Below are 12,624 nucleotides of genomic sequence, written 5' to 3' on the forward strand. Positions count from 1 at the left end.
AACTTGCGTCGTGCCAGATCGCATCGCAAATCGCCCCGATCCGTCGCCGGCCGACATTCGCCGATGGCGGCGCTACCTCGCCAACGAGCGGGCTGAGTCGGCGACGTACCGCGCCCTCGCGAGACGTCGACAGGGCGAAGAGCGCCGCATTCTGCTCGCGCTCTCGGAGGCCGAGGGGCGGCACGAGCAGCACTGGCGTGACAAGCTCGGCGTGCACGCCGAGAAGAAGGTGCGGCCGGGCCTTGGCACACGGCTACTGACCGGCTTCGCCCGCAGCTTTGGCTCGGTGTTCACGCTCGCGCTGATGCAGAACGCCGAGACGCGCTCGCCCTATGCCGACGACCCCGACGCGACTGACCAGATGGATGCCGACGAGGCGATTCACGCCGAGGTCGTGCGCTCGCTCGCGACGCGCTCGCGGGCGCGCATGAGCGGCACGTTCCGCGCGGCGGTGTTCGGCGCGAACGACGGCCTCGTCTCGAACCTCGCGCTCGTGCTCGGCGTCGGCGCGACCGGTGTTCCCGCGGGCTACGTGCTCGCGACCGGTATTTCGGGCCTGCTCGCGGGCGCGCTCTCGATGGCGGCCGGCGAGTACGTGTCGGTGTCGAGCCAGCGCGAGCTGCTGCGCGCATCCACCCCGAACCCCGACACCGACCGCAAGATTCCCGCGCTCGACGTGAACGAGAACGAGCTCGCGCTCGTCTATCGCGCTCGCGGACTCGACCCCGATGAGGCGAAGCGCAAGGCGACTGAGATGCTCATCGTGCACCGCGTCGCCGCGGGCCTCGGCCCCGACGAGACACCCGAGCGCAGCGCGGCCGAGGTCGAGCCCGAGGTATCGGTCGACGAGCATGAGGAGATCGGCACCCCGATGGGGGCGGCCATGTCGAGCTTCATGTTCTTCGCTGGCGGCGCCGTGATTCCGGTGCTGCCGTGGATTTTTGGCATGCACGGCCTGCCTGCGATCGCGATCGCGGCCGGCATCGTGGGTATTGCGTTGCTGCTCACCGGTGGCATCGTCGGCGTGCTGTCGGGCGCGGCTCCGTGGAAGCGCGCGCTGCGGCAGCTGCTCATCGGCTACGGCGCGGCCGCCGTGACCTACCTGCTCGGCCTCGCCTTCGGCGGCGTCGTCGGAGGTTAGGCGCGAGGACCGATTCGCCGCTTGGTGCGGCTTTCTAACAGCGCTGCGGTTGTGGCTGCAGCGATCGTGGAAAACTGCAGCGGCGGATGCGGTGGTACAGGCACGCGCCCGACCACGGCATCCGCCGCTCAAGATTCGTCGCTACGCCTCGACGAACTCGCCGCCGGTGACGCGTCGGAGCACCTCAGTCAGCAGGCGCACGCCGTCGACCATGTCCTCGTCGGTCGTGTACTCGGCCTCGTTGTGGGTGATGCCGTCGACGCTCGGCACGAACAGCATGATCGTCGGCACGACGTCCTTCATGTTTGTCGAGTCGTGGCCGGCGAGGGTGCGCGCGACCTGCTTCGACAGACCGAGCGAGTCGGCGGCGGATGCGGCGAGCTCGAGCCCTCGGCGGTCGTACTCTTTCGACCCCCAGATGTGCTCGGCGCCGCGCACGATCTCGCACTTGGAGCGCTCCTCGACCTCGGCGAAGCGGCGGAACAGCTCGGCGTCGGCATCAGCGAGGCGCTGCTCGTCGGTTGCGCGCACGTCGATGAGCAGCTTGACCTCGCTCGCGACGACGACGGGCGAGTTCGGGAACACCGAGATCTCACCGCACGAGGTGATCACCATGCCGTCGTCATCGGTGAACTTGTCGGCGACATCGCGCGCCGCGACGATCATCGACGAGGCGGCGAAGAGCGCGTCGCGACGGTCGGCGATGACGGTCGCGCCGGTGTGCGCCTGCTCGCCCTGCACCGTGAACTCGTACTTGTTCGCGCCCCAGGTCGACTCGACGAGGCCGATCTTGATGCCCCCGTCGTCGAGGCTGCGGCCCTGCTCGATGTGCAGCTCGACGTAGCCGGCGACGTCGAGCGAGAAGTCGCCGATGGTGCCGATCGCCTCGAGTGCCTCGCGCACCGTGACGCCGTGCGGGTCGGTGGTCTCGAGCACCTGCTCGGCCGAGATCTTGCCGGTGAACACCGACGAGCCCATCATCGAGGGCTTGAAGCGGCAGCCCTCCTCGTTGAACCAGTTGATCACCGCGAGGTTGAACTTCGGCGCGTACTCGCCAGCGCCAGCGGCGAGCTCGGCGACGGCCTTCGCGGCGTGCGCGCCGGCGAGCACGCCGTACGCGCCGTCGAACTTGCCGCCGAGCGGCTGCGAGTCGAGGTGCGAGCCGACGGCGATGTACGGCGCACCCGGCACGAGCTCGAGCAGGGCGAACTGGTTGCCGACGGCGTCGTAGCGCACGTCAAAGCCGTAGCCCTCGACGAGGCCGCGGAACCAGTTGCGGTTCTGGCCGTCGGCGACGGTCGCGGCCTGGCGGTCGACGCCGCCACCCGGGGTCGCGCCGTTGCGGCTCATCGAACGGAAGTCTTCGAGGAACGCGGTTGCCGCGGTGTCCTTCGTTGCCATGGTGGGTCTCCTTTGCGGGTTGTGGTTAGTCGCGCGAGTCGTAGCTGGCGGTGCCGCCGATGAAGGTGGCGATCACGTCGAGCTCGTCGATGCGCGACGCGGTAAGCGGGGAGTCGCTCAGAGCGACGAAGTCGGCGAGCTTGCCGCGGGTCAGCGTGCCCTTGTTCGCGAGCTGGCCGGTGCCAATGGCCGAGCCGACCGTGTAGGTGCGCAGCGCGGTCTCGGCGTCGACGGCCTCATCCGGGCCCATCAACTGACCGGCCTCGGTCGTGCGGTCGACGAGCGACTGCAGCGCGACGCGCACGTTGTTGATCGCGACGGGGAGGTCGCTCGAACCGGCGACGACGACGCCCGCGTCGAGCAGGCTCTTCGTGCGGTAGAGCCAGCCCTCGCGGTCGGGGCCGACCATCTTCATCTCCTGGTCGCCGAGCGGAATCGTGAAGCTCGCCTGCGGCGTCGCGACGATGCCGAGGCGGCCGGCGCGCTCGACCTGGTCGGGGCGCGAGACGCCGAAGTGCTCGACGCGGTTCTTCGCGCCGTTGTCGCCGTACTCGGTCTGGCACTCCTCGATGAGGTCGAGCGCGAGGTCGATCGCGGCGTCGCCGATCGCGTGGAGCGCGATTGGCCAACCGGCGCGGTACGCGGCCCGCACATCCGCCCGGAACTTCTCGGGCGAGTTGAGCAGGTAGCCCTTGTTGTCGCCGCCGTGGTTGTGCAGGCAGAACGACTCGGTCACCGCGGCGGTGCCGCCAAGCAGCGAGCCGTCCATGAACGCCTTGACGTGGCCGAAGTGCACCCAGTCGTCGCCGAAGCCGGTGGGCACGCCGAGGCTGACGCCGAGGCCGGCGCCCTCGCCGCGGAAGTCGGCCGAGTTCGCCGAGAGCTCGCTGAGCGAGTCGATCGCGGGCATGAGTGTCGCACGGGCGTGCAGGCGGCCGGTGCGGCGCGCGAGCGCGTAGCCCGAGGCCTCGATCGGGCTGTGGCCGATCCAGCCGCCGCCGATGCCCGCCTCGCAGAAGCTCGTGATGCCCTCGGCCGCGTAGCGCGAGGTCGCGGCATCGAGCGCCGCCGCGATCTCCTCGCTCGAGTACGGCAGCAGCAGCGACTGAATCAGGCTCTGCGCTGCCTCCTCGACGAGGCCGGTCGGCGCGCCCGCGTCGTCCCGCACGATCGTGCCGCCGGTCGGGTTCTCGAAGCCGTCCTCGAGCGCGCCGACGAGGCGCAGCGTCGCGGTGTTCGTGATCGCGGCATGGCCCGAGGTGTGGCGGAGGTAGAGCGGGCGGTCGCCCGTGAGCTCGTCGAGCACCTTGATGTCGGGGAACTCGCCGCCGTGGTGCTTCTGGTTGAAGCCGGTGCCGTGCACCCACGCGTCGGGCGCGGCGCCCGCGGCGTCGAGCCGGGCCACCTCGGCACGGATGCGCTCGTACAGGTCGTCGAGGCCGCGCGCCTGATCGAGTTGAATCGCCGTGAGCCCGAGTCCCCACCAGGTCGTGTGGCAGTGGGCGTCGATGAAACCGGGCACGAGCACGGCGTCGCCGAAGTCCTCTTCGCGGGCGGGGGTGCAGCCGTCGAGCTCCTCGTCGAAGCCGACGATGCGCTCGCCGATGACGCCCATGCGGGTGGCTTCGGGGCGGGTGTCGTCGAGGGTGATGATCGTCTTGGCGGACACAATCAGATCGAGTTGCATGACGACTCCTTAGGCGTTCTTCGGCATGGTGTTGCGGTCAATCACGAGGTGCAGCAGCGCGGGGCCGTGCTCGAGCGCGGCGAGCGCCTCGCCGAGCGCCGCGCTGAACTCCTCGTTCGAGGTGACCCGGGCGCCGAACGCGGGCGCGGCGTCGGTCTCGTACGCGCGCATCCAGGCCCCGAAGTCGGGGTTCTGCAGGTCGGTGCCCGAGACGCGGCCCGGGTACTCGCGCTCCTGGTGCTGCACGATCGTGCCGTAGCGCGAGTTGTCGACGACGAGGAAGAGCACCGGCAGGTGGTTCGCCACCGCGGTCGCGACCTCCTGGCCGTTCATGAGGAAGTCGCCGTCGCCGCACACCGCGACCGCGGGGCGGTCGGGGCGCAGGAAGCCGGCGGCGATCGCCGCGGGCACCGCGAGGCCCATCGCGCCGTTGCGGGCGCCGACGAGGCTCGCCGAAGTCTCGTGCGAGAGGTAGCGGTGGCCCCAGATCGTCGCGTTGCCGGCGCCGTAGGTGACGGCGCGGTCGGCGGGCAGGGCGCGCTCGAGCTCGCCGAACGCGACGTCGAGGTCGAGGCCCGCCTCGGGGTCGGCCTCGGTCGGCGCGGTGCTGAAGTGACGCTGCGCGTCGGCGCGGCCGAGCATCCAGGTGTCGTCGCGCGAGCCGCGCACGTCGGCGCCGTCGAGGCGCTCGAGCGCCTGCGCGAAGGTGTGTGGGGTGGCGAGGATGAGCTGGTCGAGTCGGCCGGCGTGCTGCAGCAGCGAGGGGTCGGGCAGCGCGACGACCGTCTCGGCATCCATCGACGCGGTGTAGCCCTCGCTCATGACGTCGGAACGCGTGGCACCGATGCAGATGAGCAGGTCGGCCTCGTCGAGCGCGACGGCCATCGAGGCGCCGCGGCCGTAGCCGAGCATGCCGCCCCAGGCGCGCTGCGCATCCTCACCGTGGTGCGGCACGGCGTCGTAGCTGCGGAAGTCCGCGAGCACGGGAACGCCGGCGCGCGCTGCGAAGGCGAGCACACGGGCGCCATCGTCGCCGTGCCAACCGTCGCCGCCGACGACGATCATCGGCTTCGAGGCGGCGCGCAGGCGTTTGGCGAGCGCATCGAGCTCGGTTTCGGCGGGGATGGGTGCGGCGATCGGTCGCACCTCGGGCGCCTCGGCGCTGGTCGACTCGCGCAGCACGTCCTCAGGTACGCCGATGACGACGGGGCCTGGGCGGCCGGATGCGGCGACCTGCATCGCTTCGGCGACGAGCGTGCCAGCCTGGTCGGCATCCTCGAGCGTGAGCACACGCTTCGCGGTCGAGCCGAACCAGCTGTGGATCGAAAATTCTTGGAAGGATTCGCGGCTGCGGTCGCGGATCGGCACGAGGCCGACGAAGAGCACGAGCGCGGTCGCATCCTGGTACGCCGTGTGCACGGCGATCATCGCGTTGGCGGCACCCGGCCCTCGGGTGACCATCGCGACGCCGGGCAGGACGGCGCCGTCGGCGTTACCGAGGCGACCCTCGGCAAGCGCCATGAATCCGGCGCCGCCCTCCTGGCGGCACACCACCGTCGAGATGCTCGAGTCATGCAGCCCGTCGAGGATGTCGAGGAAGCTTTCGCCCGGAACGGTGTAGACCCGTTCGACGCCGTGGGCTTCCAGTGTCTGCACCATGAGGTGCCCGGCGGACTGCATGAGGTTGAACTCCTATGTTCGGGTGGGGTGGGGTGGGGTGGAACTAGTGCTTGAAGCCCGGCAGGTTCACGCTGAGACGCGGCGCGATGAGGCCGGCGACGGCGGTGAACAGCGACAGGAAGACGAGCAGCGCGAGCGCCGGCCACCAGTGGCTGCCCGCGGCCGCGACGGTGCCGGTGGCGATCATCGGCACGAAGCCCGAGAGCATGCCCGCGGTGTTCTGCGCGAGGCCGACGCCGGTGTAGCGGGTCTTTGCGGGAAACAGGCCGGTGAGCACGGTGCCCGAGGCGGCGTAGGGGAACGACAGGGCGGCGACCGCGAGGGTCATGCCGATGATGACGAGGATCTCGCTGCCCGAGACGATCATGAAGAATGCTGGCACGGCGGCGACGGCCGAGGCGAGGCCGCCCCAGAAGATCACCTTGCTCGCGCCGAAGCGGGCGCCGAGGCGGCCACCCGTGATGAGCACGGGGATCTCGACGACGGCCGCGATCATGCTGCCGAGCAGCATCAGGTCGCTCGAGTAGCCCAGGATGTTCGTGCCGTACCAGACGATGAACGAGGTCACGAGATAGAAGCCACCGACGCCGAGGAGGGCGGCGGCCATGCCGACGATGATCTGCTTCCACGAGTGCTTCAGCGTCTCAGCAAGGGGGCTCTTCACGGTCTCGCCCGACTCGATGAGCTCCTTGAATACCGGCGACTCTTCGAGCTTCGAACGGATGTAGATCGCGATGAAGAGCAGCGGAATCGCGGCGAGGAAGGGGATGCGCCAGCCCCACGAGTTGAAGGTGTCCTCCGAGAGGAACTTCACGACGAGGAAGAAGCCGCCCGACGAGAGGATGGTGCCGATCGGCGAGCCGATCTGGGGAATCGCTGCGTAGATGGCGCGGCGCTCGAGCGGCGCATTCTCGACGACGATGGTCATGGCGCCCGACCACTCGCCACCGACGAATAGGCCCTGCGCGATGCGAAGCAGCACGAGCAGGATCGGGGCGGCGATGCCGATCGCGGCGAAGTCGGGGAGTGCACCGATGAGACCGGTGACGATGCCGATGCCGACGATGGTGATCATGAGCACCTTGCGGCGGCCGATGCGGTCACCGAGGTGGCCGAAGATGATGCCGCCGATGGGGCGGGCGACGAGGCCGACACCGAAGGTGGCGAACGAGGCCATCGCGGCTGCGGTCGCGTCTTCCGACGCGAAGAAGTGCACGTTGAACACGAGGGCCGCGGCGGCTGAGAACAGGAAGAAGTCGTACCACTCGAGGGCGGTGCCGATCAACGCACCGAGCGCAACCTTGTTCGCTTCTTTGGTGCTGAGCTGCTGGGTTGCGCCGACCTCAATGTTTGAGGTTGGGGAGTTTTGGGTTGTCATGTGTGCTCCTCTGATGGGGGCGTCGTTGCCAATTGGGCTAAGCCAACCAGGAATTCGGCACGCTTTCGACTGGCATCCGTCGCTGACATCGGCCTCAGATTGTGCAAGTGCCCGTATTCTGAGCGAATGATGCAGGCGACCCCCGAGCAACCCGAACAGTCAATGACGCCCGTCGCACAAGCCGAGTTCCCAGAACTCGCCGAAGCGGCTGGCATCGCGACCATCGATTTCGCGAACTGGCCGCAGGCGGGCGACCGCCGCAGGTGGCGAGAATTGCTCGGCCGAGTCGAGGCCGAGCATCTTGCCGAGCGCTACCTCGTTGCCGTGCGCGAGGTGCCCGAGTACCGCGACCCGCGCATCCCGCTCAGCGAGATTCGGCGCATCGCCTACCTCTCGTTCGACGCGCTGCTCGCGACGCTCACGGAGGGCGACGCGAGCCAGCTCATCGCGATTGCGGATGAGGTGGGCGCGACGCGCGCCCGGGCGCAGATTCCGATGGCCTCGCTCATGACCGCGATTCGCCTCGACTTCGCGCTCATCTGGAACGAGATCGTCACGGTCTCGGCTTCGGAGGACGCCGACTTGCTGCTGCGCCACTCGATGCTCGTCTGGCACGTCGTCGACACCTACGCCCGCGCGACGCAGGAGTCGTACCTCGACGAGGTGCGCCGGCAGTCCGACCTCGCCGCGCTCGCCCGCCGCGCGCTCATCACCGAGCTGTTCCAGTCGCCGCCGCCCCCGCCCGAGCGCTGCGCCTCGATTGCGACCGAGCTCGGCATCCTGCCCGAGGCGACCCTCACGGTCGCCGTGGCGACGGGCGGCTCGGTGTCGGCGCTGAGCACTGCGGTGACCCACCTCGAGTGCCTCGGCCTCGAGGTGTTCACGAACTTCAGCGGCCCGAGCCTGCTCGCGTTCTTCAGCCAGCGCGGCGTGCCGGCGAAGGTCGTGCAGGATGCGCTGGCCGAGCTGCGCGAGGTCGAGCTCGGCCTGATCGCCGAGGTCGATGGCTTCGCCGGCCTGCACGACGCGGCCGAGCTCGCGTCAGCCCTCGGTGGCCTCGCCGAGCCGGGCACGGGCCGCGCCCTCACGCCCGCGCGCGACTGGGCGAAGCTGCTGCGCCGCCACCTCGAGGAGCGCCGGCTCAGCATCGCCGACGACATCGCGGCCGCGCTCGCGGGGTGTGGCGTCGCCGAGCGCGGCAACCTCGAGTCGGCGGTGCGCGCCTACCTGCGCTGCGGCAACGTCGCCGAGGCCGCGACTGAAACGTTCTGCCACCGCAACACGTTGACCAACCGGCTCAACCGCTTTCACGAGCTCACTGGGGTCGACGTGACGGTCCCCGAGCAGGCCGCGCGCGTCGTGCTCAGCTGGGCGTAGCGGCACTTGCTATTCGGGGGCGCCGACGACGAGCTGGCCCGACTGCGAGCCCTGCGTCACCGTGACGGTCTGCGTGCCGCCCGCGTACTCGAACTCGCACTGGAACGACTGGCCCTGCTCGACCTTGATCCAGTTCGGGCAGTCGACCGAGCGCAGGTCGCTCAGGCCGTAGTCGTTGCGCAGCACCTGCGCGACCGAGTCCTCGACCGCGCGGTTGTCGAACGAGTTGTAGTTCGTCGCGAGCAGGTAGCCGGCGACAACACCGACGACGAGCATGATCGGCAGGCCGAGCACGAGCCACGGCACGGCGCGGTTGCGCTTGCGCTTCGGCTCGACCGGCGCAGCGGATGTGGTGGCCTGGCCCGACTGGACGGCGCCGGGATGCGCGGGGCGGGCGTAGGCCGCGCCCTGGGCGTGCGGCGGGTGCTGGGGGTGCTGGAGTTGCGTGGCTGCGGTGCCGCCGAGCTGGCTCGAGAGGGATGGGCTCTGTTGGGGCTGGCCGGGACCAGGCCGCCCAGGCTGGCCATAGGACTGGCCGCGCGCCGGCACGCCGTACTGGCGCTGCGCATCCTGTTGGGGGTGTGCTGGCTGGTGCGGCTGCGGGGCACCCGACGTTGCCCGCTGCGCCTGCTGGCCCGAGGGTGCCTGCTGCTGCGGCTGCGGCATGCGCGGCAGTGGCGGCATGGTGCTGCGGTTCGGCTGGGGTTCGCCGGGTTCGACTGCGTCGTGCGTCATGGTCGTCCTACTTCCTAAACCTGCGCCAGTTGCTGCAAGAACGTCTCGAGCTGGGATTCCGTGGTGATCTCGTAGAGGTCGTCCTCGGGAATATCGCCCACCTCGACCGGCGTCATCTCGGTCGATGGCCGCGTCGATGTGAGCTCGAAGCCGATCTGCACGGCGAGCTCGCTCGCATCGTCGCCCGTGATCACGCCGTTGACCTCGACTTTCGTGACGAGACCGGTCTCGTCGACCCAGAGGTGCATGGGAATCAGCGTCGCGTTGGTCTCTTCGCTCGAATAGTTCGAGAAGGAATCCGAGATGAGGCCCTGCTCGACGAGCGAGGCGTACGACACCGCAGTCGCGAAGTGCTGGCTGCCGTCCTCGGCCCGCGAAAGTTCGACCGGCACGGTGCCGAGTTGCTCTCGCGAGGAGTTCCAGGCGTCGATGAGGGCGCAGGTGTACGACACCGCGAACAATTGGCAAACGTTTTCAGGGGTCTGCGCGCGGTTCAGGTCGCCGGTCGGCACCGAGACCCAGCTCTTGCCCTCGCTCGCGACCTCCTTCACCGCATCCCCGAGCAGGTAATACGTCTCAGTATCGCCGCCGCGGTGCGACTGGTCGAACGAGTAGCCCTCGACGTTCGTGTGCAGTTGCGAGACGTAGCTCTCGCCGTCGACCGAGGTCTCGTACTCCATGTGCAGCGAGCTGTCGGGCGACTCGACGTGGTGATAGCCGACGGCCTGGAAAGTCTCGAGCTCGGCGAGGCCAGTGGTCGTGTCGAGGTTGAGCAGGGCGTCGCCCGCCTCAGAGTGGTAGCTGAGCTTGTCGTCGTGGTTCGCGACCGCCCACGGTTGCACCTTGGAGTCAATACCGAAGCTCTCGAGGTTCGCACAGCCCGCGAGCGCGCTCACCGCAAGCAGTGCACCGAGCGCGCTCGCCGTAACGCGCATCCGCCGATTCGATGCCATGGCGCTACCTCTCGTCCAGGTCGGTGTAGAGGTCGAGCGCCGTCTGCCCGAGCACCGGCGTGTTCGCGGTGCCGCGAATCTCGTCGACGGTCGAGGTGACGCCGACGAGGTAGCCGGTTCCTGTGGTGGCGTCGTAGTCGCTGAGCCAGCCGCCGCCTGACGAACCCTGTGTCATGGTGCAGGAGTGTGCGTAGCCGCCCTGCCAGTTCGACTGGAACTGCGTTGAGGCGCACATGTACTCCTCAGTGCCGTCGTACGGCGCGGCGGAGGGGTAGCCGACCTGGGTGAGATAGTCGACGGGCACACCGAAGGCGATGCCCTGTGCGCCGGTGACCTCTTGAATGGTCTGGCCGTTCTGCTCCTCGAGCTTGATGAAGGCGAAGTCATAGTTCCAGCCCTCTTCGCTCGTAAGCATGCCGGAATCGTCGGTGATCGCGCCGTCGATGAACTGTTGCGGCACGACCATCTCGGTCGCGGCCCAGGTGCCGTACGGGGTCTCGCGGCCGTTGTCGCGGTCGCCCGGGATGAAGTACATCGACTGCGCGAGCTGGCCTGAGCCGTCTGTCTGCGCGGCGCAGTGCGCGGCGGTCGCGATGATGCTGCCCGAAGTCGAGTTCACGACCGTGGCCGAGCAGACATAGGTGTCGCCGCCGTCGAAGGTGAAATAGAGGCGGCCGAAGGTGGAGGCGCCGAGCCCGGCGCGGTCGAACACCTCGGCGTCGGAAACATCGCCGTACCCCTGCGGGTCGGCCGGCATCGCCTCGGTCGCCGAGAGATAGGCGCCGGTCGCGGGGTCACCCGAGCCCGGGGGCAGGCCATTGTCGGGAGTCTGGTAGTCCATGCCCTCGGCGTTGTCGCGGCGCTCGGGGTCAGACCAGAACTCGTGCGACTCCTGCGGAGTCGCCTCGAACTCCTGGCGCAGGCCCGAGTCGTCGCTGTGCACCTCGGGCAGGAACGGTGAGTAGCCGTTGTCGGAGGAGGAGGCGTCGATGTTGCTCACCGCGCAGCCGCTGAGCGCCGCGGTGGTGAGCGCCACGACGGCGGCGAGCACCGCTCGGCCGCGGGGTCGGCCCCAAGCGCGCATGTGTTCCCCTCTCGCGGAGACGGCCCGGTGACCGCCGTCTGTTCCATTGTGCCCGAGCCGATGATCCCCGAATACCCGCGGCGCGCGCATCCGGCGCCGGAATGACCGGCGGGGGTTCTGCGTTATCCCTCTCCATGACTGTGTTCTCGGTGCTCGACCTCATTCCGCTTAACGCCACGCAGACACCCAAGGAGGCGCTCGACGACTCGCACGCGCTGGTGCAGCGAGCGGATGCGCTCGGCTACGGGCGCTACTGGGTCGCCGAACACCACAACTCGGGTGCGATCGCGTCGACCGCGCCGGCCGTCGCGCTCGCGTACCTCGGCACCGGCACTGAGCGCATCCGCCTCGGCTCGGGCGGTGTGATGCTGCCGAACCACTCGCCGCTCGTCATCGCCGAGCAGTTTGCGCTGCTCGAGGCGATGTACCCCGGCCGGATCGACGTCGGCCTCGGCCGTGCGCCCGGCACCGACCCGATCACCGCGCGGGCACTGCGCCGCGACATGTCGCGCGAAACGGTCGACCGCTACCCGTCCGATGTGCTCGAGCTCGCCGGCTACCTCGGCGATGTGCACGAGCAGGTCGACCCCGAGCTGTTCAAGAAGCTGCGCGCCGCCGCCGAGGTGCCGAACACCCCAGAAATCTGGCTGCTCGGCTCGAGCCTCTACTCGGCCGAGCTCGCCGGTGTGCTCGGCATGGCGTACTCGTACGCGAATCACTTTGCGATGAACGGCAACCCCGTGCAGGCGCTCGACCACTACCGCGAGAACTTCCGCCCCTCGGCCGCGCTCGCCGAGCCAAAGGCGATGGTGTCGGCGTCGGTGCTCGTCGCCGACAGCATCGAGGAGGGGCGCCGCCTCGACCTGCCGACGCGCGTGTTCAAGTACCAGCTGTTCGCGGGCGAGATCGGCCCGACGTTGACCCCAGAGGACGCGAAGACGTTCTCGGAGCGCGTCGTGAACGGCGACCTCTGGAAGCGCGCGGCCGGCAGCCAGCATGTCGGCCCCGCCGACCTTGTCGCCGATGGGCTCAAGCGCCTTGTGCAGATCACCGGCGCCGACGAGCTGATCATGCAGCCGAACGGCTACGATTTCGCGACCCGTGAGCACTCGCTCGTCGAGCTCGCGCGCGAGTTCGGGCTGGGCTCCGCCACCGAATAGCGGCGACTCGGCGTCGGCGGGCGGGCGC

10 protein-coding genes are annotated in these 12,624 nt (G+C 69.3%); 3 read left to right on the plus strand and 7 right to left on the minus strand.

What is annotated here, in order from left to right; genetic code table 11:
• The first annotated feature begins 10 nt into the window (after positions 1-10).
• Positions 11-1,141 carry a VIT1/CCC1 transporter family protein gene (locus tag EJL01_RS05880; protein WP_125106659.1) on the plus strand — a complete coding sequence of 377 codons (1,131 nt, stop codon included), beginning with the start codon at positions 11-13 and terminating at the stop codon, positions 1,139-1,141.
• A 141-nt stretch (positions 1,142-1,282) separates the two neighbouring features.
• On the opposite strand, the gene EJL01_RS05885 is transcribed toward EJL01_RS05880, so the two are convergent.
• The 4 genes from EJL01_RS05885 to EJL01_RS05900 are packed head-to-tail and all read right to left on the minus strand — an operon-like array spanning position 1,283 to position 7,287.
• Positions 1,283-2,542 (minus strand): M20 family metallo-hydrolase, encoded by a 1,260-nt coding sequence (locus tag EJL01_RS05885; protein WP_125106660.1) that lies wholly within the window; start codon positions 2,540-2,542, stop codon positions 1,283-1,285.
• A 25-nt stretch (positions 2,543-2,567) separates the two neighbouring features.
• The gene (locus EJL01_RS05890) at positions 2,568-4,229 is read right to left on the minus strand and encodes an amidohydrolase (RefSeq protein ID WP_125106661.1); all 1,662 of its coding nucleotides are present in this window, start codon (positions 4,227-4,229) and stop codon (positions 2,568-2,570) included.
• A 9-nt stretch (positions 4,230-4,238) separates the two neighbouring features.
• A complete protein-coding gene (locus EJL01_RS05895; RefSeq protein ID WP_125106662.1) occupies positions 4,239-5,909 on the minus strand; it encodes a thiamine pyrophosphate-dependent enzyme in 1,671 nt (556 codons plus the stop codon).
• A 43-nt stretch (positions 5,910-5,952) separates the two neighbouring features.
• Entirely contained in the window at positions 5,953-7,287 is a 1,335-nt protein-coding gene (locus EJL01_RS05900; protein ID WP_125106663.1) for an MFS transporter, read from the minus strand.
• 126 nt (positions 7,288-7,413) lie between these two features.
• Between EJL01_RS05900 and EJL01_RS05905 the strand changes: the two genes are divergently transcribed.
• Positions 7,414-8,664 carry an RsbRD N-terminal domain-containing protein gene (locus tag EJL01_RS05905; protein WP_125106664.1) on the plus strand — a complete coding sequence of 417 codons (1,251 nt, stop codon included), beginning with the start codon at positions 7,414-7,416 and terminating at the stop codon, positions 8,662-8,664.
• Positions 8,665-8,673: 9 nt separating this feature from the next.
• On the opposite strand, the gene EJL01_RS05910 is transcribed toward EJL01_RS05905, so the two are convergent.
• From EJL01_RS05910 to EJL01_RS05920, 3 genes are read right to left on the minus strand one after another with little or no spacing between them, the layout of a single operon-like run.
• Positions 8,674-9,399 (minus strand): DUF4333 domain-containing protein, encoded by a 726-nt coding sequence (locus tag EJL01_RS05910; protein ID WP_125106665.1) that lies wholly within the window; start codon positions 9,397-9,399, stop codon positions 8,674-8,676.
• A gap of 14 nt (positions 9,400-9,413) precedes the next feature.
• Positions 9,414-10,352, minus strand: a complete 939-nt coding sequence (locus EJL01_RS05915; protein WP_125106666.1) for a hypothetical protein — start codon at positions 10,350-10,352, stop codon at positions 9,414-9,416.
• Positions 10,353-10,356: 4 nt separating this feature from the next.
• Complete coding sequence (locus tag EJL01_RS05920) at positions 10,357-11,436, minus strand: trypsin-like serine peptidase (RefSeq protein WP_125106667.1); 1,080 nt, start codon at positions 11,434-11,436, stop codon at positions 10,357-10,359.
• 134 nt (positions 11,437-11,570) lie between these two features.
• On the opposite strand from EJL01_RS05920, the gene EJL01_RS05925 reads away from it, so the two are divergent.
• The gene (locus EJL01_RS05925; protein WP_164509730.1) at positions 11,571-12,596 is read left to right on the plus strand and encodes an LLM class flavin-dependent oxidoreductase; all 1,026 of its coding nucleotides are present in this window, start codon (positions 11,571-11,573) and stop codon (positions 12,594-12,596) included.
• The last annotated feature ends 28 nt before the right edge of the window (positions 12,597-12,624 follow it).

It is taken from the genome of Gulosibacter massiliensis (genome assembly GCF_900626105.1).
GTDB classification, from domain to species: domain Bacteria; phylum Actinomycetota; class Actinomycetes; order Actinomycetales; family Microbacteriaceae; genus Gulosibacter; species Gulosibacter sediminis.

Bases quoted from the DNA above. Each gene is read 5' to 3' on its own strand.
- EJL01_RS05885 (WP_125106660.1), bottom strand. From the start codon at position 2,542: ATGGCAACGAAGGACACCGCGGCAACCGCGTTCCTCGAAGACTTCCGT.
- EJL01_RS05890 (WP_125106661.1), bottom strand. From the start codon at position 4,229: ATGCAACTCGATCTGATTGTGTCCGCCAAGACGATCATCACCCTCGAC.
- EJL01_RS05895 (WP_125106662.1), bottom strand. From the start codon at position 5,909: ATGCAGTCCGCCGGGCACCTCATGGTGCAGACACTGGAAGCCCACGGC.
- EJL01_RS05900 (WP_125106663.1), bottom strand. From the start codon at position 7,287: ATGACAACCCAAAACTCCCCAACCTCAAACATTGAGGTCGGCGCAACC.
- EJL01_RS05905 (WP_125106664.1), top strand. From the start codon at position 7,414: ATGATGCAGGCGACCCCCGAGCAACCCGAACAGTCAATGACGCCCGTC.
- EJL01_RS05910 (WP_125106665.1), bottom strand. From the start codon at position 9,399: ATGACGCACGACGCAGTCGAACCCGGCGAACCCCAGCCGAACCGCAGC.
- EJL01_RS05915 (WP_125106666.1), bottom strand. From the start codon at position 10,352: ATGGCATCGAATCGGCGGATGCGCGTTACGGCGAGCGCGCTCGGTGCA.
- EJL01_RS05920 (WP_125106667.1), bottom strand. From the start codon at position 11,436: ATGCGCGCTTGGGGCCGACCCCGCGGCCGAGCGGTGCTCGCCGCCGTC.
- EJL01_RS05925 (WP_164509730.1), top strand. From the start codon at position 11,571: ATGACTGTGTTCTCGGTGCTCGACCTCATTCCGCTTAACGCCACGCAG.